Consider the following 18971-nt stretch of genomic DNA (forward strand, 5'->3'; position numbering starts at 1 on the left):
GGCGTGAAATCGGCGCGGCTACAGCCAGCCCTTCTGGCGCGCGAGGCGATACGCCTCGATGCGATTGCCGACGCCGAGCTTGCCGATCGCCTCGGACAGATAGTTGCGCACCGTCCCCTGCGACAGATGCAGTGCCTGCGCGATCTCGCCGGCGGACTGCCCCTCGCCCGCGAGACGCAGCACCTGGCGTTCTCGGTCGTTCAGCGGATCGGCTTCGCTCCACGCATCGACGGCGAGCTGCGGATCGATCACGCGGCCGCCGCGATGCACCTTGCGCAGCGCTTCGGCGAGTTGTTCGGCCGGCGCGTCCTTGAGCAGATAGCCGACCACGCCGGCTTCGAGCGCGCGGCGCAGATAGCCGGGGCGCGCGAACGTCGTGACGATGACGACCTTGCACGCGATCTCGTGCTCGCGAATGCGCTGCGCGAGTTCCAGTCCGGTCAGGCCCGGCATTTCGATGTCGGTGACGACGACGTCGGGAACGTTGCTCTGCACGAGGCGCCAGGCTTCGGCGCCGTCCGCGGCGGTGGCGATGACATCGATATCCGACTCGAGTTTGAGCAGCGCGGAGAGCGCCCCGCGCACCATCGCCTGATCTTCCGCCAGCAGCACTCGAATCATCGCTATCCCGTTACGCCATGGATCGGTGCGCGCAGGGTATCGGGCGCGGCGCCGTTGCTCAAGGCGAGGCTTGAGCGAAAGCGTGTCGCGACGCGCTGTCCCGGAGACAGGCGCAGCGCACGGCCGCGCCGCCCATTTGTGCATACGTTCACTTTGCTACCTCCGTCGCAGTGCCGGGCGCTCCGTCGCCGGGCAGCGGCACGCGGATCGTCAGCGTCGTGCCGCGCCCGCGCACCGAGTCGATCGCGAGCATCGCGCCGATGCCGACGAGGCGTTCGCGCATGCCGGCAAGACCGTTGCCCGGCACGATGTCGCCGCCGCGGCCGTCGTCGGCCACGACGACGACGAGCTCGCCGGCTTCGCGCCGCACCGACACGCTCGCGCGGCTCGCGCGCGCATGCCGCTGGATGTTCGTCACCGCCTCGCGTACGGCGAGCGCGATCGTCGTCTCGATGTTCGGCGGCAGCCCGGCAAGGTCCGCGTCGTAGCGAAATACGATCGCCGACGATTCGAGCAGCAGCCGCGCCGACGCGAGTTCGGCCGCGACGCCGGCCGCGCGGATGCCCGACACCGCGCGGCGCACCTGCGCGAGCGCGTCGCGCGCGATGCGTTCGACTTCTTCCACTTCGCGCCGCGCGGCGCCGCCGTCGCGATCCCACACGCGTGTGGCCAGTTCCGTCTTGATCGCGATCAGCGACAGCGTGTGGCCGAGAAGATCGTGCAGGTCGCGCCCGATGCGTTCGCGCTCGGCGGTCGCGGCGAGACGGCGCACTTCGTCGTGCGACAGGCGCAGCGCGGTCTGCTTGCGCAGGTTTTCGCGCACCAGCCAGTTGCTGGCGAAGCTCGCCGCGCCGACGAACAGCGTGATCGCCGCGGCGATCGCGCCGCCGCCGCGATCGAGCGCGTACAGCCCGTAGCCGAGCACGAGCACGGCGGCGACGATCGCGCCGCGGCGCAGCGATCCGAGCCACGGCGCGGTACCGCACGCGTAGACGACGAACGTGTTCGCGAGCAGGTTGTAGGGCGCGAGCAGCACCGCGAGCGTCCACATCGCGACGAGCAGCAGCACGAGCTCGCGGCCGCTGGCCCGGTAGCTGCGAAAATACACGGGCAGGAAGACGACGGCCGCGAGCAGTGTCGGCCACAACCAGCCGGGGCGTCCGAGCCCCGGCACGAACAGCGGCATCGCGAGAAAACACAGGTAGCCGAGCGTCCAGAACGGCATCCAGCCGAGGCCGAGATCGTCCGGCACGAGCCGCGCGCGCCAGGCGAAGAGCCGCGGATGCGTGCCCGGCGTCATCCGCGCGCGAGCCGCCGCGACGCGATCGCGAACACGACCGCCGTGAACGCCGCGAGATAGGCGACGTGTCCGAGCGCGCTTCCGGCCGAGGGTTGCCCGATCGCCGCGAGCGCGAGCTGGCCCAGATGCCAGGCGGGCCACACCGGGGCGATCGCCTGGATCACCTTGGGCAGCAGGAACAGCGGCAGCCACAGACCGGACAGGAGCGCCATCGGCAGGTAGATGAGATTGGCGACCGCGGTCGATCCCTGTCCGCTCGTGAGCGTGCCGACGAGGAGGCCGAGCGCGCAGAACGGCGCGACGCCGAGAATCGCGACCAGGGCGAGTTGTATCCACTGCCCCGCTTCCAGACGCACGCCGCCGGCGAAGTAGCCGAGCACGGCGAGAGTCGTGACGATCGTCGCGGCGAAGACGAGCGCCATCGCGAGCTTCGCCGCGAGATAGTTGTGCGACGGCATCGGCAGCGCGCGCTTGAGCATGAGCAGCCCCTGCTCGCGCTCCATCGCGACGGTGACGCCGAAGCCGAACAGGCCCGGCGAGATCACGCCGAAGACGCAGTACGTGGCCATGAGGTAGTGCGGCGCCTGGAAGCTGCCGCGGCCGATGTTCATGATGACGCCGAACAGCAGATAGAACATCGGCGGAAACAGCAGCGTCGGCAGCACGAAGCTTGGCGAACGCAGCATGCGCAGGAATTCGGCGCGCGCCTCGAAAGCGAGGCTGCGGCGCGCGATCGCGTCGAACGTCGCGGTCGTCATCACGCAGCCTCCCGGGTGATTTCGTTCAAGGCTTCGGCCAGCCCCGCACGGCGCACTTCGAGTTCGCGCACGTCGGTGTCGGCCCACAACAATTCGCGCAGCACCGGCTCGGGCTTCGCCGTGAAGATGTGCAGCCACTCGCCCTGGCGCTCGACTGCGCGCACGTCGGGCCACGCCTGCACGCAGGCTTCGGTCAGCCGCGTGATGCAGCGAATCTGGCGCTGGCCGACGCGCGCGCGGATCGCCTCGATGCCGCCTTCGGCGACGAGCCGGCCGCGCGCGAGCACGCCGATGCGGTCGGCGAGCGCTTCGGCCTCTTCGAGATAGTGCGTCGTCAGCACTACCGCGCAACCGTGCGCGACGAGGTCGCGTACCGCTTTCCAGAAATGCTCGCGCGATTGCGTGTCCATGCCGACGGTCGGCTCGTCGAGAAACAAGAGCTCGGGCCGGCCGCACAGCGCGAGCGCGAACTGCGCGCGCCGCTGCTGCCCGCCCGAGAGCTTGCCGTAGCGGCGATCGAGCAGGTCCGAGAGCCCCGCGAGGGCGGCGACATCGGCGACGCTGCGCGGTTCCGGGTAGTAGCTGCGCACGAGCGCGAGCAGTTCGCCGACGGTCAGCGTGTCGGGCAGCTTCGCGGTCTGCAGCATCACGCCGATGCGGCGGCGCGCCGCAAGATCGGCCGGATCGGCGCCGAACAGCCGCGCCAGCCCCGCGTCCGGCGCGACGAGGCCCAGCATCGTGGAGATCGCGGTGGTCTTGCCCGCGCCGTTCGGGCCGAGCAGCGCGTAGACCTCGCCGCGGCGGATCGACAGATCGACCCCGTCGAGGGCCTGCACGGCGCCCAGGCGCTTGCTCACGCCGGCCAGTTGCGCAACAGTATCGGTGGACATCGGCCCCTCCCGTTTGAACGTGACGCTACGTTAGGCGCGCCGTCGCGGCGGCCACAGTCGCCGCCGTCAGCACTGGCATCTGACATTCGTCACCGACAGACGCGATTGGCCCCATCGCCCGAACCGCGAGCGGCCCCAGGGCGCGACCAATCGACGGGCTAAAATGGCGCACCACACCTTTCCTCCGGTGCGCGCAACCGCGCGCCGCCCAAGCTTCGCGGAGACGCCATGCAGCTGATCGACAAACTCGCGCTTCTGCGCAACGCCGGCGGCGCCGCCCGCACCGTCGGCCTCGACGATGCCACGATCGCGCGCCATGCCGCGACCTCTCCCGAACTCGTCGCCGCGATCGACCTCGCGCACGAACGCTTCGCCGAAATCCGCGCCGCGTTTCCGGATCTCCTCGCGCTCGACGAAGCCGAGCAGATGCGCCGCGTGCAGGCCGACTACGTGAACTTCTACGCCGAAGACGCCGTGAACCCGTACGTCGCGCTCGCCGCGAGCGGCCCGTGGGTCGTCACGCTCAAGGGCGCCGTGCTGCACGATTCGGGCGGCTACGGCATGCTCGGCTTCGGCCACGCGCCGCCGGCCGTGATCGAAGCGATGAGCCGTCCGCAGGTGATGGCGAACGTGATGACGCCGAACGTCGCGCAGCTGAAGTTTTCCACGGCGCTGCGCGCGGCGATCGGCGCCGGCCGCGGCGGTTGCCCGTACACGCATTTCCTGTGCCTCAACTCCGGTTCGGAATCGGTGTCGCTCGCCTGCCGCATCGCCGACGTCAACGCCAAGCTCATGACCGACGCCGGCGGCCGCTACGCGGGCCGCACGATCAAGCGCCTCGCGGTCAAGGGCGCGTTCCACGGCCGCACCGAGCGTCCGGCCGTCTATTCCGATTCTTCGCGCAAGACCTACACGCAGCACCTCGCGAGCTTCCGCGACGAAACGAGCCTGATCACGGTCGAGCCGTACAATGTGGAACAGTTGCGCCAGGCGTTCGCCGACGCCGACCGCCACGGCTGGTTCATCGAGGCGATGTTCCTCGAACCCGTCATGGGCGAAGGCGATCCGGGCCGCGCGGTGACGCCGGAGTTCTACGCCGCCGCGCGCGAGCTGACGCAGGCCCACGGCTCGCTGTTCCTCGTCGACTCGATCCAGGCCGGCCTGCGCGCGCACGGCGTACTGTCGATCGTCGACTATCCGGGCTTCGAGAAGCTCGCGCCGCCGGACATGGAAACCTATTCGAAGGCGCTCAACGCCGGCCAGTATCCGCTGTCGGTGCTCGCGGTGAGCGAGCGCGCCTCGGCGCTGTACAAGCGCGGCATCTACGGCAACACGATGACGACGAACCCGCGCGCGATGGACGTCGCCTGCGCGGTGCTGAACCTGCTCACGCCGGCCGTGCGCGAGAACATCGCGGTGCGCGGCAAGGAGTTCCTCGCCAAGCTCGAAGCGCTCAAGGCCGAGCTGCCGGGCTACATCACCAAGGTGCAGGGCACGGGCCTGCTGTTCTCGTGCGAGCTGTCGAACGCGTTCAAGTGCTACGGCGCGAACAGCACCGAGGAATACATGCGCGAGCACGGCTACGGCGTGATCCACGGCGGCGCCAACTCGCTGCGCTTCACCCCGCACTTCAACATCACGAGCGCGGAAGTCGACCTCGTGATCGCCGGCGTGCGCCAGGCGCTCGTCGACGGTCCGCGCAAGAGCGACGACGCGAAAGCCGCGGCGTAATCGCGATGCATCCGGACGGCCGGCGCAACGCCGGCCGTCTTTGCGCTACGTGGGTACCCTGTCCCGGAAGTATCATCGAACAATTCCGGCGTCTTTCGCCGCGATACTGCGTTGCGGCTCGTCGCCGTACTACCAGTACGACTCCTCGCCGCGCCTTGTCTCGCGACGAAATCCATCCGGAATTTTGTTCGACATACTCCCGGGACAGGGCACCGCATGACCCTCCGCAAAAAACTCGCCGACTTCGGCTTCGAATCGAACGACGACTACGACTATCCGCTGCGCTGCCTGTTCGAAGCGCCGCTCGATCATCTGCGCTGCCTCAACGTCGCGGGCACGGCCGGCCGGCGCAAGACCGCGCTCGCCAACGCGCTGGCGCACGCGCTCGACTATCCGCACATCCTCTACCACGACTTCACCTCGCCCGAACCGCCGCAGGCGCCGGTCATGGTCGCGCCCGACGCGCCGCCCGACCAGGCGCTCGAAGCGCCGCTGCCGGTGTTCGAACGCGCGATGACCGAAGCCTGCGCCTACTCCGAGGGCGCACGCACGATTCTCATCCTCGACCAGTTGCAGGCCGCCGGCTTCGCCGACCACATCCGCCTGTACCACTTCGTGCAGACCGGCGAATGGACGTCCGCGCAGGGTACGGTCGTTGCGAATCCGAACCACCTGCTGCTCGTGCTGATCTCCGAGGACGCGCTGTACCACTCGCTCGCGAAAGTCAGCTTCCGCGTGCATGCCGACGCGAGCCGCGCCTACCAGGAATTCCGCCCGGAAGACTTCGGGCTCGACGCGAGCGCCGGCGAATTCATGGCCGCGCTCGGCGCGCTGTTCGCGACGATCGGCGCGAGCCCCACGCCGAACGAGTACGCGCGCATCCTCGACGACGTGCACCAGCGCGTGCGCACCGACGAGCAGCTGCGCCTGTCGCTGTTCGGCTGGATGGAACAGCTCGACCGCGGCGCGCTGTACGCGGCGCCCGCGCAGGCGCTGCTGGCCGACGCGGTGCACGCGATCAACCGCTATCTCGGCATCGAGGAAATCGAGCTGGGCGGAGAATGAGATCGCGATGAGGCGCTACGATCTCGTCGTCTTCGATTTCGACGGAACGCTGGCCGATTCCCTCGGCTGGTTCCGGCGCATCCTGCCCGATGTCGAAGCGACGTTCGGTCTGCGGCCGCTCGATCCCGCGCAGTTCGACGCGCACCGGTCGATGCCGGCGCGCGCGCTGATCGCGAAGATGGGCGTGCGCTGGTGGCAGCTGCCGGGCATCGCGCGCTACGCGCGGCGGCGCATGAGCGCCGAGGCCGCCACGATCGCGCTGTTCGACGGCGTGCCCGCGATGCTCTCGCGTCTGCGCGACGCCGGCGTGCGGCTCGCCGTGGTGACGACCAACAGCGAAGCGAACGTCCTGCGCATTCTCGGCGACGCCGCCGCGTGCATCGACCATTTCGGTTGCGGCGCGGCGATGTTCGGCAAGAAGCGGCACACGCGCGCGGCGATGCGCGCGACCGGCGTCGCGCCAGCGCGCACGCTGTGCGTCGGCGACGAACTGCGCGACGCCGACGCGGCACGCGCAGTCGGCGCCGATTTCGTTCCGGTCGGCTGGGGCTACACGCTGCCGTCGGCGTTCGAAGCCGCGGGACACGCCGCGCCGCTCGACACGCCAGCGCGGATCTTCGACCGCGCGGTCGCGCCGTAACCGCGACGCTCACGCGAAGCCGAACCGCCGGTCGAGCCAGTCGCCGATCACATCGAGCGCGCGCGGCGCGAACGTCTCCTCGATCTGCGGGTACTCGTACGCTTCGCCGGTCGTACACGTCTGGAAAAGGTGATTGAGGTCCGGCAGCGACGCGATCTCGACGTCGGCATTGCCGCCGGCCGCGAGCGCCTGCGCGATCGCCGCGAGATTCGGCGCCGCCGGCACCTGCGTGTCGCGCTCGCCGTTCGCCGCCAGCACCGGCGCCGCCACGCGTGCCGTCGTGGCGACCGGATCGAAGCGCAGCAGCGAGCGCAGCCACGGCGTGTTGCAGCGGTCGATCCACGCCGGCACGAAGAACGATGCGGCCGTTTTCGCCGCGTCGAAGCGTCCGGCGATCGCGTCGACCTGTGCCGCATCGAGCGGCGCACCGTCGGCGCGTGCCGCGAGGTCGGCGTAGATCGCGAGCGTGAATGCGCGGTGGCGCTCGATGCCGGCCGCGTCGGCCCAGCCGCGCTGCGCGATCAGGCGGCATTCGCGGTCGGCGAGCGCCGCATCGAACGCGATGCCGGGGCCCGCGAGCGACACGACGAACGCGACATCGGCGCGGCGCGCGGCGACGATGCGCGCGATGCCGCTGCCGGCGCTGTGGCCGATCAGGCCGATCGGCAGGCCGCGCAGATCGTCGCGGTGCTTGAGCCAGTCGAGCGCGGCCGACATGTCGTCGGCCTCGTCGGCGATAGTGAGCGTCGAACGGTCGCCGGTCGACGCGCCGACGCCGCGATCGTCGAGGCGCAGCACCGCGTAGCCGCGTCGGGTCAGATAGTCGGCGAGCACGAAGAACGGCTTGTGGCCGAACACCGTTTCGTCGCGATCCATCGCGCCGGAACCCGTCACGAGCAGCGCGACCGCGCGCGGTCGCGTGCGCGGCATCGTGAGCGTACCGGCGAGGCGGCAGCCGTCGGCGTCGACGATCGCGTCTTCTATCGCGTAGTCGAACGGCGGCTTCGGCAACTGCGGACGATTCGGCGCGGCGAACGCGGGTTCGCCGCGCGCGAGCGTCATCGCATAGCGGTTGCCGTTCTTCGCGAACGCGCCGGCGATGCGATCGCCGTCGAAGCGGCCGGCGTATTCGCCCAGCGAATTGCTGACGAACGTCAACGTGCCGTTCGCGTAGGCCGCGCCGTCGTAGACGATGCCGCTGCGGCCGAGCTGCAGCAGATCGGCGAGCACCGCGAGGCCCGCGTCGCCGTGCGAAACGCGCAGCACGATCGGCACCGCCGTATCGCCGATCTCGACCTTGCCGTGCCACGTGCCGGCGATATCGGCATCCGTCGTCTCGCTCATCGCTTCGCTCCGCTCAACCGGCCCCGATCGGCCGGCGCGCACAGTAGCAGCCGCGACGCGCCGAAAACCGCAACCGGCAAAACGTGGTTCACCGGCAGTGCCGCGGCGTTGTCGTACAATGATGCACGCTGGAAATCCGCGAAAGTCGCCGACGCAGGCGCGGGCCACTCCTTCGCGCGCCGCAGCCGTCACGGAGCCTTGCCTGACGCGATCGCGACCGCCTTCTTCAACACGACGTCGTCTGCCGGCTCCGGCAACGGCGTCGCGATCGCGATGTCCGGCACGACGCCGCGCGGCGTCGCGTCGCCGCTGATACGCACGATGTACGCCTTCGGAAAGCCGACGGCGATGCCCGTGCGCGGCAGCGCGAACTGCTCCATCGCGCCGTACGTCGTGGCGAGATCGGAGGTTTCTTCGCCGAGGATCGTCGCGAATTTCAAATCCTGCGCGAGCGCCGCCACGTTCGCCGTGTTCGAGTACGAATGGCGATTGATCAACAGGTATACCTTTCCCGAAAACCGCCTGCCCTCGCGCGGGTGCGCCTGCGGCAGGTCGAATTCGAACACGTCGCCGAGCTTGCGCCTGCCGTATTCCGCGGCGTAGCGGTGCGACATGCCGTTCGGGTCTTTCTCGAGCGGCACGCGTTTCGCGTTCGTGTCGATCGCGCCCTGGCTCACCTTGACGCGGAACGACCCGCAGAACCGCCACGGCCGGTCGGCGAACCACGCGATCATGCGGTCGCTGAACGAGTTGTCGCCACCGGGGTTGTCGCGCAGGTCGATCACGAGACTCTTCGCATCGGCCGCGACGAACCGTTCGAACGCGCTGTCGATGAAGGCCGTGAATGCGGTGGCGTCCCACATGTCCGTCGCACCTTCGACCGCGTTGTAGAACGGCCCGGGGCGCAGATAGGCGACGCCGCCGTCGAGCATGCGCGACTCGCGCGCGGTCCACGACAGATCCAGTTGCTTCGGCGCCTTCCCGACCGCCGCGAGGAACTGCGCGCGCGACCGTGCCGGCACGCGCACGGTGCGCGTCGCGCCGTCGGCCTTGCGGATCGTGAGCGTGTAGCGCGCCGTCTCGCCGCGCTCGCGCCACAGCGCCGCCCCGAACTGCCCTTCGAGCAGGGTGCCGAGCATGTAGTCGTTGTCGGCCGAGACGTGCGCGCCGAGCCGCGCGATCCACTCGCGCATCGGCTTGCCGTCGAGCGATACGATCTCGTCGCCGATCGCGATCGCCTCGCCGCTGCCGTTCTGCGCCACGCGCACGACGCCGCCGACAACGCGGATACCGATCGGAAACGCCTTGCCGCCGGCTTCGCGAAACGCGCCGTAGGCGTCGTCGGTCGCGTCGATGCGCGCATGCGCGACTCGGCCGTAGGCGACGAACGTCTGGAACCGCGATTCGATCTCGCCGCGCGCGAGCGGTTTGTCGAAGCCGCGGCGCATCTTCGCGAACAGCGCGTCGTAGTCGGCTTTTTCGCGCCGCGCGTACAGGTCGTAGTGCGACGCCTTGAGGCCGTCGTACAGCGCGTCGAAATCGGCGCGGATCGCTTCGGCCGGCCAGGTTTGCGGCGTAGACTTCGGCGTATCGGCGGTCGCGGCGAACGACAGCAGCGTGCCGCACAGCGCGGCGAGGATTCGGGCTTTCATGATGATCCCTGAGAAAAAGTCGGAGCCGACGGTTCGGCGCCAGTTGGCCTCTCAACGGCGACGACAGGCAAGGACGGAATCCTCCTTTTTCCTCCAGACGGGCATGGCGATGCATGACGACCTGAAAATCGGCGCCTGGAGCGCCCGCCGCTCGACCGGCGAACTCGTCCGCGACGACGGCCGCGTCGAACGCATCGAGCCGCGCCTGATGGACCTCCTGCTGCGGCTCGCGCGCGAACCCGGCACCGTGGTGTCGCGCGAAGCGATCCTCGCCGACGTGTGGCCCGGCGTGGTCGTCGACGACGACGCCCTCGCCCGCGCCGTGTCGCGCCTGCGCCGCGCGCTCGGCGACGATGCGAAATCGCCGCGCTACGTCGAAACGATTCCCAAGCGCGGCTATCGGCTGATCGCGCCGGTCGGCGCGGCCGTCGCGCGCGCGCCGAAGCGCCGAGCGGGCGTATGGGCGGGCATCGCCGCCGCGCTCGGCGTCGCGGCGGTCGCGCTCGTGCCGCTCGCGCTCGGCGGCTACGCGCCGCACGCCGACGCGAAGGCGACCGTCGCACGCGCCGACGATTTCTACGGGCAGTACACGCGCACCGACAACGAAGCCGCGATCGAGCTGTACGAACGCATCATCGGCCGCGATTCCGAATACGCGCCGGCGTACGCGGGCCTCGCCAACGCGCTCGTGCAGCGCGCGATCCGCTGGCCCGGCCCGCCCGGCTCGGTCGAGTTCACGCAGCTGCGCGACGCGCTGCGCGCCGATGCGCTGGCCTCGCCGTTCGCGCAGGCGCAGCTCGAACGCGCGGCCATGCTCGCCGAGCGCGCTCTGCGGCTCGCGCCGAACGACGCGGCGGCGCTCAAGGCGCTCGGCTTCGTCGCCAGCGCGCGGCGCGATTTTCCGGCCGCGCTCGCGGCCTACCGGCACGCGCTCGCGCGCGATCCCGAGTCGTGGGGCGTCATGATCAACGTCGGCGACGTGCTGGAAATCGCCGGCGACGCGGCGCAGGCCGTGCCGTACTTCGAAGCGGCGTACGCGGCGATGGTGCGCGCGTATCCGGCGCAGGCCGCGCGCGTGCAGCCGTGGCTCGCGCCGCTCGGCGTCGCGATCGGCGACCGCTATCGCGACGGCGGCGATACGCGCAACGCGGAATCGTGGTATCGCCGCGCGCTCGACGACGCGCCGCTCAACCCAGACGCAACCGCGAAACTCGCGGGCCTGTTGCGCGCGACCGGCCGTGCCGAGGCGGCGACGCGCGTCTGCGAGGATCTGCGCCGCCGCGTGGGGCCGCGCGAGGATTGCGTCTAGAGAACGATCCCGGCTAAAGCGTTCGCGCGCCTTCGTACACGCGCAGATGCGCGCAGGCAGTCGCGAGCAGCGGCAGGTCGAGCCCGGCGCGCGCGCCGCGCGCGACGAGATCGCCCAGGATGTGCTCGCACTCGGTGCGCGCGCCGCGCTCGAGATCGCGCAGCATCGACGCCGTCAGCGGCGAGTTGGCCGCCGTGAGGCTCGTATCGGAATCGGCGGCCGACGCGTCGCCCACCGGGTGCCCGCACGCCTGCGCCACGCTGCGTGCTTCGGCGTAGCAGCGGCGCATCAGCGCAGTGCCGTCGGGCGTCGCGACGATCTGCCCGATGCTGCCGCGCATGACGCAGGTCATCGCGGCGAGCGTTGAAAGAAATGCCCATTTTTCCCACATCGCGGCGACGATGCGTTCGCTGTGCGTCACCGATACCGGCATCGCGAGCAGCGCCGGCGCGATCTCGGCGGTGCGCGGATCTTCACGGCGCGCACCGAACGTCAGGCGATGCACCTTGCCCAGATGCCGCACGACGCCGTCGTCCTGCAGCGTGACCGGAATGTGACACAGGCCGCCCCAGACGCGCTCGGCGCCGAACGCGAGATCGAGCGCGTCGAGATGACGCATGCCGTTGAGCAGCGGCACGACGCGCGTGCGCGCGCCGATCGCCGGCGCGATCGCGGCGATCGCGCTGTCGAGGTCGTACGCCTTGCACGCGAGCAGCACGACGTCGAACGACGCGCCGGGCGGAATCGTCACGAGCGTCGACACGGGGGCGGCGAAGTCGCCGTGTTCGCTGACCACGCGCAGGCCTTCGGCGCGCAGGCGTTCGGCGCGCGCGGGCCGCACCAGAAACGTCACGTCGCTGCCCGACTCGATCAGGCGGGCGCCGAAGTAGGCGCCGGTCGCGCCGGCGCCGAGTACGAGGATTTTCATTACATCGTGTGCGTCGGGCGGTCGGAACCGAGAATGCCGGCGAGAATCGATTCGATCTTCGTGCGCGCCGTTTCGCCGTCGGCCGATTCGTTGAACTGCACGCCGATGCCGGCCGTGCGATTGCCCTGCGCGCCCGCGGGCGTGATCCAGACGACTTTTCCGGCGACCGGCAGGCGGTCTTTCTCGTCCATCAGCGTCAGGAGGATGAACACCTCGTCGCCGAGCGTGTAGCGCTTGGCGGTCGGCACGAACAATCCGCCGCCGCGTACGAACGGCATGTACGCGTTGTACAGCGCGCCGCGATCCTTGATCGCGAGCGAGAGGATGCCCTGCCGCGGCATGCCGCCGCCCGTTGCGGGAGTGACCATGGCGTTACGACCTCCGAGGCGCCAGCTCGCGCCAGCTGAGCAACAGTTCGAGTATCAGGAGTTCCGAGCGGACCGGCGTGCGCAGCAACTCGCGCACGCGCCCGGCCTCGCGGAACCACGGAGCAAGCTTGTTGAAATCGACCGGTGCGGTCAAGGCGAGCGGCCCGCGCGCGGCGACGGCGCTCGCCGCGCCTTCGGCCGACGCGAGCTGCGCGGCGAACCACAGGCGCCGTTCGCCCTCGGTCTTCGCCCAGCGATTGGCGACCTCGGCGCAGCTGCCGCGACCGGCCCACAGCGCGGCGAGATCCTTGGCGACTTCGGCGCGCAGCGCCAGGCCGTCGCCGCGCGCGAGTTCGAGCGCGACGCCGGGATTGCCGGCCGCGGCGTCGAGCGCGGTGTCGGCGTCGTTGAGCCCTTCGCTCTTGAGCCAAGCGATCGCGGCAGAACGGTCGGGCAGCGCGAAATCGAGCCGCTGGCAGCGCGAACGGATCGTCGCGGGCAGCCGCGACGACTGGTCGCTCACGAGGATCATCACGGTGCCGGCGCCGGGCTCCTCGAGCGTCTTGAGCAGCGCGTTCGCCGCGGCCGTGTTCATGAGGTCGGCCGGATCGATCGTCGCGACCTGGAAGCCGCCGAACTGCGCGGTCATCGAAAGGCGGCCCGACAGCACGCGAATCTGTTCGACGACGATTTCGGTGCGCGGCTTGCCGTCGTCGCGCAGCTCGATGCCGACGCCGGTGCGGTCGGGGTGGCTGCCGGCCTTGACCAGGAGGCAGCCGCGGCAGCGGCCGCACGCGTCGTCGCCGCGCTGCTCGCACAGCAGGAACGCGGCGAGCCGCGCGGCGAACGCGCGCTTGCCGAGACCGGCGGGACCCGACAGCAGCAGCGCGTGCGGCATCGCGCCGCGGCGCTGGCGTTCGACCACATTTTGCCAAAGCGACTTGTTCCAGTCGGTCATCGCGCGCGCTCCGTGCGGTCGGCGACGAATTCGGCCGCGATGCGGCGCACGTCGGCGAGCACGTCGGCCAGCGGGCGGCTGGCGTCGACGATGCGAAAGCGCGCGGGATCGCCCTCGGCACGCGCGCGGTAGGCGGCGCGCACGCGCTCGAAGAAGTCGACGCGCTCGCGTTCGATGCGGTCGGCGCCGTCGCTGCGCGTACCGATGCGCGCGAGGCCCTGCTCGACCGGCACGTCGAGCAGCAGGGTCAGATCGGGCCGCAGGCCGCCGGTTGCCCAGCGTTCGAGGTCGGCGATGCGTTCGACCGGCTGGCCGCGGCCGCCGCCCTGGTACGCGTAGCTCGCGTCGGTGTAGCGGTCGGACAGCACCCACTGCCCCGCCGCGAGCGCCGGCCGGATGCGCTCGTGCACGAGCTGCGCCCGCGCGGCGAACATCAGCAGCAGCTCGGTTTCGCCGCTCAGGCCGTGAAAATCCGGATGCAGCACGATATGGCGGATCGCTTCGCCGGCCTTCGTCGCGCCGGGCTCGCGCGTGACGACGACGTCGACGCCGGCCTGTTCGAGCGCCTCGCGCAAGGTCGCGAGCACGGTGCTCTTGCCCGCGCCTTCGCCGCCTTCGAGCGTGATGAACCTGCCTGTCATGGCGCCGATCCCGTCATTGATTGCGCCTCAGCTGAAACTTCGCGACCGCGCGATTGTGCGCTTCGAGATTGTCGGTGAATTCGTGCGAGCCGTCGCCGCGCGCGACGAAGTACAGGCTCTTGCCTTCGTTCGGGTGCACCGCGGCGACGAGCGCGGCCTTGCCCGGCAGCGCGATCGGCGTCGGCGGCAGGCCGGCGCGCGTGTAGGTGTTGTACGGCGTGTCGGTTTCGAGATCGCGCCGGCGCAGGTTGCCGTCGAAGCTCGCGCCGAGGCCGTAGATCACGGTCGGATCGGTGGCCAGACGCATGCCGATCTTCAGGCGCCGCACGAACACGCCGGCGATCTCCGGCCGCTCGCTCGCCTTGCCGGTTTCGCGTTCGATGATCGACGCCAGCGTCAGCGCTTCGTACGGCGTGTCGATCGGCAGGTCGGGCGCGCGCGTCGCCCAGACTTCGTCGAGCGTCTTGGCCATCGCCGCGTGCGCGCGCCGGTAGATGTCGAGGTCGCTGTCGCCGCGCGTGAACGTGTAGGTCTCGGGCAGGAAGAGGCCTTCCGGCATCTGCCCGCCGGCGCCCAGGCGCTGCATCAGTTCGTCGTCGGACAGCGTGGTGACCGTCTGCGCGAGATCGGCGCGCTGCGCGACCGCCGCGCGCATTTGTTTGAATGTCCACCCTTCCACGATGGTAACGCGATGCTGCAGCACGTCGCCGTCGGCCATGCGCTGCAGCAGCGTGCGCGGCGTCGTGCCGGGCGGCACCGCGTATTCGCCGGCGTGCAGCTTGCCCGTCACGCGCATGCGCTCGGACAGCGCGCGCCAGTACAGGTCGGGCGCCTGCGACAGGCCGGCCTGCTTGACCGTGCGCACGATCGCGTTGAACGACGAACCGGGCGGCACGTCGATCGTGACTTCCCCGGTCTGCGCGAGCGGCGCGTTCGTGAAGCGGTCCCATTCGGAATAGAACCACAGGCCCGCGACGAACGCCGCGAGCAGCAGTACGAAGATCAGCGCGCCCCAGCCGCGGCGGCGCGGTTTGTCGTTCTTTTTCTTCGCTTTGCCCATCAGATCATCCAGCCTTGTGCGCGCCACTGCGCCTGCAGCGAACGCGTCGTTGTCCCGATCGCGTACGTCGTCGCGCCGATCGCCGCGACCGGCACGATGCCGCGCAGGCTCGACGTCAGAAACACCTCGTCGGCGCTCCGCAATTCTTCGATGCCGATATCGCGTACGACGACGTCGCCGCCCGAGAGCACTTGCGCGCGCGCCACGCCGGCGACGCCGCAGCGCTCGACCGACGGCGTCGCGAGCATGCCATCGATGCGCGCAAAAAGATTGGCCGAGGTCGCGGAAATCGCACGGCCGTGCGCGTCGCACATCAGGCCTTCGGCGAAGTCGGCGTCGTCCCATTCGGCGCGCGCGATTACCTGTTCGAGCCGGTTCGCGTGCTTGATGCCCGCGAGCGCCGACGGCGTCGCATAGCGCGTCTCGCATTCGTACAGGCGCACGCCGTCGGCGTACCAGGACGGCGACACGACCGGCGCGGGCGCAGCCGTCACGATCAGGGTCGGCCGCGGTTCGCGCGGCGGCGCGTAGCCGCGCTCGCCGACGCCGCGCGTGACCGTCACGCGTACCACCGCACGCGCGATGCCGTCGCTGCGCGCGGCGCACTCCGCGGCGAGCGCGGCCAGGTCCGGCAGCGGCAGGCGCAGGCGCGCGCAGCCGTCGGCGAGCCGCGTGAGATGGCGCGGCCACAGCGGCGCGCTGCCGCCGACGAACAGCATCGTCTCGAACAGCGCGTCGCCGTACAGCACGCCGCGGTCGTGCGGCGACAGCATGCCGTCGGGCCGGCCGTCGACGGACGTGCGCGTCGTCACGCGTCGATCCCGAGCGCGCGCAACAGGCCCCTGGCCTTCGCGCGCGTTTCGTCGAGTTCGCGCGACGCGTCGGAGTCGACGACGATGCCGGCGCCGGCGCGCAGGCGCAGGTCGCGTCCGTGCTGCGCGATCGTGCGGATCAGAATATTGCAGTCCATGTCGCCGTCGCGATTGAGATAGCCCATCGCACCGGTATAGGCGCCGCGACCGCAGCGTTCAAGCTCGGCGATGATCTGCATGCAGCGCACCTTCGGGCAGCCGGTGATCGTGCCGCCCGGAAACACCGCGCGGATCACGGCGCCGGGCGTGACGCCCGCGCGCAGCCGCGCGCGTACGTTCGACACGATGTGGTGCACGTGCGCATAGGTTTCGACGCTCATCAGTTCGTCGACCTCGACCGACCCCGGCACCGCGATGCGGCCGAGGTCGTTGCGTTCGAGGTCGATCAGCATGACGTGCTCTGCGCGTTCTTTCGGGTGGCCGACGAGTTCGCGCATCAGCGACGCGTCGTCGTCGCCGGCGAAGCGCGCGCGCGTACCGGCGATCGGTCGCGTCTGCACGCGCTCGCCGCGCACTTCGACGAGGCGTTCGGGCGACGACGACAGCACCGCGCCGTCGCGCCACTGGAATAGTCCGGCAAACGGCGACGGATTCGCGCGGCGCAGGTTCGCGTACAGCGCCGCGGGCGCGGTGTCGGCGGCGAGGTGCGCGCGCCATTCGCGCGACAGGTTCACCTGGAACACGTCGCCCGCGGAGAGGTACTCGAGCACGCGCGCGACGCCGTCGAGAAAGCGCTGCGGCTCGTCCTCGTCGATGCGCTCGAGCGCGACGGCGTGCGGCGCCGGTGCGCAGGCTCGCGCGAGGTCGGCGGCGACCGTGTCGAGCAGGTCTTCGTGGCCGGGTTCGGCGACGAGCAGCGTCACGGCGCGCGCATGATCGACGAGCACGGCGACGGGGCAGCGCAGCGCCACGGCGCGCGGCAGCGCGGTGTCGGGCGCGTCGGGCAGGCGCAGCACCGGTTCGACTTGCGCGGCGAGTTCGTAGGCGAGAAAAAACGCCCAGCCGCCGCGAAACGGCAGCTCCGACGCTTCGGGTTCGACGCGCTCGCCGCTCCAGCGCGTATCGAGCGCGGCAAGGAAGTCGGCGCCGCGTTCGACGCCCGCGCCATCGCGCACGCGGCCGTCGTGCCCGAGCGCGAGCGACGCTTGTGGAAAAGCGCACAAAATATCCCAGCGCGCCTGCGCCGGGCCGTGCGCGACGCTCTCGAACAGGCACGGGTAGCGCGCGGGGTCGAGCGCGGCGAGCGCGAGAAGGTCGTGCTTGCCGGGCAGTTCGCGGGTGACGTGGGTCGAGGGCATAGAACCTGTTGCTCCCTCTCCCCCAACCCCGTTGGGGGAGAGGGCCGGGGTGAGGGGGGCGGCGCATCGTGCTGCGTCAACGTCGAGGAAGTGCGATGCGTCGCCCCCTTGACGTACATGGACGTACGAATGCCGCGGGTGCAGGATGCACAGGAGCGGCCACCCCACCCTCTCCCCGAGCAGGCTCGGGGAGAGGGCTTCAGACGAGCGTCAAACCCGCCGGAACACCAGCGTCCCGTTCGTCCCGCCGAACCCGAACGAGTTCGACAGCACGATGTCGAGCTGCGCGTCGCGCGCCGTGTTCGGCACGTAGTCGAGGTCGCAGCCCTCGCCCGGTTCGTCGAGGTTGATCGTCGGCGGCACGACGCCGTGATGCATCGCCAGCACGCTGAAGATCGCTTCCACGCCGCCCGCGGCGCCGAGCAGATGGCCCGTCATCGACTTCGTCGACGACACCATCACCTTGTGCGCGTAGTCGCCGAAGCACGTCTTCGTCGCCTGCGTCTCGGCGAGATCGCCGGCCGGCGTCGAGGTGCCGTGCGCGTTGATGTACTGCACGTCGGTCGGGTTGAGGCCGGCATCCTTGAGCGCGTTGGCCATGCAGCGCGCCGCGCCCTCGCCGTTCTCGCTCGGCGACGTCATGTGGTACGCGTCGCCGCTCATGCCGAAACCGGCGAGTTCGGCGTAGATGCGCGCGCCGCGCGCCTTGGCGTGTTCGTATTCTTCGAGCACGACGACGCCGGCGCCGTCGGCCAGCACGAAGCCGTCGCGATCCTTGTCCCACGGACGGCTCGCGCGCGTCGGTTCATCGTTGCGATGCGACATCGCGCGCGCCGAGCAGAAGCCGCCGATCGCCGTGCCCGTCGTCGCGTACTCGGCGCCGCCGGCCACCATCACGTCGGCGTCGCCGTACGCGATCAGGCGCGCGGCCAGGCCGATGTTGTGCGTCGCGGTCGTGCACGCAGTGACGGTCGCGAGGTTCGGGCCCTTGATGCCGGTCATGATCGACAGATGGCCGGAAATCATGTTGATGATCGTCGACGGCACGAAGAACGGCGAAATCTTGCGCGGTCCGCCTTCGGCGAGCTGCTGGCTCGTGCGTTCGATCGTCGTGATGCCGCCGATGCCGGCGCCGACGGAAACGCCGATGCGCTCGGCGTTCGCTTCGGTGACTTCGAGGCCCGAATCCTTCATCGCTTCGAGCGACGCGGCGACGCCGTAGTGGATGAACGGGTCCATTTTCTTGACGTCCTTCGGCGCGATCCAGCGCGTCGGGTCGAAATCGCGCACTTCGCCGGCGATGCGCGTGGAATAGCCCGCGGCGTCGAAATGCGTGATCGGACCGATGCCGCTGACGCCCGACACGACGTTGTTCCATGCCGTGACGAGGTCGTTGCCGACGGGACTCAAAATGCCAAGACCGGTAATGACGACGCGTCGCTTGCTCATCGTGAACTTCCAATTGAACGTTCGCGCACGCCGCGGCGGATCGGGCGTGGCCGTCCCGGCGCTGCCCTGGTATGGCGATGCGGCGCG

General features: G+C 70.2%; 18 protein-coding genes. 4 read left to right on the forward strand and 14 right to left on the reverse strand.

Annotated features, from left to right (window positions below; genetic code table 11):
- Nucleotides 1–18: 18 nt before the first annotated feature.
- From OD750_RS22525 to OD750_RS22540, 4 genes are all read right to left on the reverse strand, one after another.
- The gene (locus tag OD750_RS22525; protein WP_263544334.1) at nucleotides 19–621 is read right to left on the reverse strand and encodes a response regulator transcription factor; all 603 of its coding nucleotides are present in this window, start codon (nucleotides 619–621) and stop codon (nucleotides 19–21) included.
- Nucleotides 622–769: 148 nt separating this feature from the next.
- On the reverse strand, nucleotides 770–1921 hold the full coding sequence (locus OD750_RS22530) for a sensor histidine kinase (protein ID WP_263544335.1): 1152 nt from the start codon (nucleotides 1919–1921) through the stop codon (nucleotides 770–772).
- Nucleotides 1918–2679, reverse strand: coding sequence for an ABC transporter permease (locus OD750_RS22535; protein WP_263544336.1), 762 nt, complete (start codon nucleotides 2677–2679; stop codon nucleotides 1918–1920). The genes OD750_RS22530 and OD750_RS22535 overlap by 4 nt, the downstream gene beginning before the upstream one ends.
- Nucleotides 2679–3569, reverse strand: a complete 891-nt coding sequence (locus OD750_RS22540; RefSeq protein WP_263544337.1) for an ABC transporter ATP-binding protein — start codon at nucleotides 3567–3569, stop codon at nucleotides 2679–2681. The genes OD750_RS22535 and OD750_RS22540 overlap by 1 nt, the downstream gene beginning before the upstream one ends.
- A 228-nt stretch (nucleotides 3570–3797) precedes the next feature.
- On the opposite strand from OD750_RS22540, the gene OD750_RS22545 reads away from it, so the two are divergent.
- The 3 genes from OD750_RS22545 to OD750_RS22555 all read left to right on the forward strand — a co-directional run bounded on the left by OD750_RS22545 (nucleotide 3798) and on the right by OD750_RS22555 (nucleotide 7005).
- Complete coding sequence (locus OD750_RS22545; protein WP_263544338.1) at nucleotides 3798–5300, forward strand: aminotransferase class III-fold pyridoxal phosphate-dependent enzyme; 1503 nt, start codon at nucleotides 3798–3800, stop codon at nucleotides 5298–5300.
- Between the two features lie 216 nt (nucleotides 5301–5516).
- Nucleotides 5517–6365, forward strand: a complete 849-nt coding sequence (locus OD750_RS22550; RefSeq protein WP_263544339.1) for a hypothetical protein — start codon at nucleotides 5517–5519, stop codon at nucleotides 6363–6365.
- Nucleotides 6366–6372: 7 nt separating this feature from the next.
- Nucleotides 6373–7005, forward strand: coding sequence for an HAD hydrolase-like protein (locus OD750_RS22555; RefSeq protein ID WP_263544340.1), 633 nt, complete (start codon nucleotides 6373–6375; stop codon nucleotides 7003–7005).
- Between the two features lie 9 nt (nucleotides 7006–7014).
- Here the strand turns inward: OD750_RS22555 and OD750_RS22560 are convergent, their stop codons facing one another.
- Both OD750_RS22560 and OD750_RS22565 read right to left on the reverse strand, forming a co-directional pair.
- Complete coding sequence (locus tag OD750_RS22560; RefSeq protein ID WP_263544341.1) at nucleotides 7015–8349, reverse strand: alpha/beta hydrolase; 1335 nt, start codon at nucleotides 8347–8349, stop codon at nucleotides 7015–7017.
- A gap of 188 nt (nucleotides 8350–8537) precedes the next feature.
- Complete coding sequence (locus tag OD750_RS22565) at nucleotides 8538–10001, reverse strand: S41 family peptidase (protein WP_263544342.1); 1464 nt, start codon at nucleotides 9999–10001, stop codon at nucleotides 8538–8540.
- 103 nt (nucleotides 10002–10104) lie between these two features.
- On the opposite strand from OD750_RS22565, the gene OD750_RS22570 reads away from it, so the two are divergent.
- On the forward strand, nucleotides 10105–11310 hold the full coding sequence (locus tag OD750_RS22570; RefSeq protein ID WP_263544343.1) for a winged helix-turn-helix domain-containing protein: 1206 nt from the start codon (nucleotides 10105–10107) through the stop codon (nucleotides 11308–11310).
- A 13-nt stretch (nucleotides 11311–11323) separates the two neighbouring features.
- On the opposite strand, the gene panE is transcribed toward OD750_RS22570, so the two are convergent.
- The 8 genes from panE to fabF form a co-directional block, all read right to left on the reverse strand.
- Nucleotides 11324–12238: a 2-dehydropantoate 2-reductase gene (gene panE / locus OD750_RS22575; protein ID WP_263544344.1), complete on the reverse strand. Its 915-nt coding sequence runs from the start codon at nucleotides 12236–12238 to the stop codon at nucleotides 11324–11326.
- The gene (locus tag OD750_RS22580; RefSeq protein ID WP_263544391.1) at nucleotides 12238–12579 is read right to left on the reverse strand and encodes a PilZ domain-containing protein; all 342 of its coding nucleotides are present in this window, start codon (nucleotides 12577–12579) and stop codon (nucleotides 12238–12240) included. Before OD750_RS22580 ends, panE begins: the two co-directional genes overlap by 1 nt.
- A 31-nt stretch (nucleotides 12580–12610) precedes the next feature.
- Nucleotides 12611–13564: a DNA polymerase III subunit delta' gene (gene holB / locus OD750_RS22585; protein WP_263544345.1), complete on the reverse strand. Its 954-nt coding sequence runs from the start codon at nucleotides 13562–13564 to the stop codon at nucleotides 12611–12613.
- Nucleotides 13561–14205, reverse strand: coding sequence for a dTMP kinase (gene tmk, locus OD750_RS22590; RefSeq protein ID WP_263544346.1), 645 nt, complete (start codon nucleotides 14203–14205; stop codon nucleotides 13561–13563). The genes holB and tmk overlap by 4 nt, the downstream gene beginning before the upstream one ends.
- A gap of 13 nt (nucleotides 14206–14218) precedes the next feature.
- Nucleotides 14219–15265 (reverse strand): endolytic transglycosylase MltG, encoded by a 1047-nt coding sequence (gene mltG, locus OD750_RS22595; protein WP_263544347.1) that lies wholly within the window; start codon nucleotides 15263–15265, stop codon nucleotides 14219–14221.
- Nucleotides 15265–16077 (reverse strand): aminodeoxychorismate lyase, encoded by an 813-nt coding sequence (gene pabC, locus OD750_RS22600; protein ID WP_263544348.1) that lies wholly within the window; start codon nucleotides 16075–16077, stop codon nucleotides 15265–15267. Before pabC ends, mltG begins: the two co-directional genes overlap by 1 nt.
- Nucleotides 16074–17435 carry an aminodeoxychorismate synthase component I gene (locus tag OD750_RS22605; protein ID WP_263544349.1) on the reverse strand — a complete coding sequence of 454 codons (1362 nt, stop codon included), beginning with the start codon at nucleotides 17433–17435 and terminating at the stop codon, nucleotides 16074–16076. Before OD750_RS22605 ends, pabC begins: the two co-directional genes overlap by 4 nt.
- Nucleotides 17436–17645: 210 nt before the next feature.
- The gene (gene fabF / locus OD750_RS22610) at nucleotides 17646–18884 is read right to left on the reverse strand and encodes a beta-ketoacyl-ACP synthase II (protein ID WP_263544350.1); all 1239 of its coding nucleotides are present in this window, start codon (nucleotides 18882–18884) and stop codon (nucleotides 17646–17648) included.
- Nucleotides 18885–18971 lie beyond the last annotated feature (87 nt).

The sequence above is a fragment of the Tahibacter soli genome, assembly GCF_025717065.2.
Classification (GTDB): domain Bacteria; phylum Pseudomonadota; class Gammaproteobacteria; order Xanthomonadales; family Rhodanobacteraceae; genus Tahibacter; species Tahibacter soli.

Coding starts and splice junctions, on each gene's coding strand:
- OD750_RS22525 (WP_263544334.1), bottom strand. CDS start 621: ATGATTCGAGTGCTGCTGGCGGAAGATCAGGCGATGGTGCGCGGGGCG.
- OD750_RS22530 (WP_263544335.1), bottom strand. CDS start 1,921: ATGACGCCGGGCACGCATCCGCGGCTCTTCGCCTGGCGCGCGCGGCTC.
- OD750_RS22535 (WP_263544336.1), bottom strand. CDS start 2,679: ATGACGACCGCGACGTTCGACGCGATCGCGCGCCGCAGCCTCGCTTTC.
- OD750_RS22540 (WP_263544337.1), bottom strand. CDS start 3,569: ATGTCCACCGATACTGTTGCGCAACTGGCCGGCGTGAGCAAGCGCCTG.
- OD750_RS22545 (WP_263544338.1), top strand. CDS start 3,798: ATGCAGCTGATCGACAAACTCGCGCTTCTGCGCAACGCCGGCGGCGCC.
- OD750_RS22550 (WP_263544339.1), top strand. CDS start 5,517: ATGACCCTCCGCAAAAAACTCGCCGACTTCGGCTTCGAATCGAACGAC.
- OD750_RS22555 (WP_263544340.1), top strand. CDS start 6,373: ATGAGGCGCTACGATCTCGTCGTCTTCGATTTCGACGGAACGCTGGCC.
- OD750_RS22560 (WP_263544341.1), bottom strand. CDS start 8,349: ATGAGCGAGACGACGGATGCCGATATCGCCGGCACGTGGCACGGCAAG.
- OD750_RS22565 (WP_263544342.1), bottom strand. CDS start 10,001: ATGAAAGCCCGAATCCTCGCCGCGCTGTGCGGCACGCTGCTGTCGTTC.
- OD750_RS22570 (WP_263544343.1), top strand. CDS start 10,105: ATGGCGATGCATGACGACCTGAAAATCGGCGCCTGGAGCGCCCGCCGC.
- panE (WP_263544344.1), bottom strand. CDS start 12,238: ATGAAAATCCTCGTACTCGGCGCCGGCGCGACCGGCGCCTACTTCGGC.
- OD750_RS22580 (WP_263544391.1), bottom strand. CDS start 12,579: ATGCCGCGGCAGGGCATCCTCTCGCTCGCGATCAAGGATCGCGGCGCG.
- holB (WP_263544345.1), bottom strand. CDS start 13,564: ATGACCGACTGGAACAAGTCGCTTTGGCAAAATGTGGTCGAACGCCAG.
- tmk (WP_263544346.1), bottom strand. CDS start 14,205: ATGACAGGCAGGTTCATCACGCTCGAAGGCGGCGAAGGCGCGGGCAAG.
- mltG (WP_263544347.1), bottom strand. CDS start 15,265: ATGGGCAAAGCGAAGAAAAAGAACGACAAACCGCGCCGCCGCGGCTGG.
- OD750_RS22605 (WP_263544349.1), bottom strand. CDS start 17,435: ATGCCCTCGACCCACGTCACCCGCGAACTGCCCGGCAAGCACGACCTT.
- fabF (WP_263544350.1), bottom strand. CDS start 18,884: ATGAGCAAGCGACGCGTCGTCATTACCGGTCTTGGCATTTTGAGTCCC.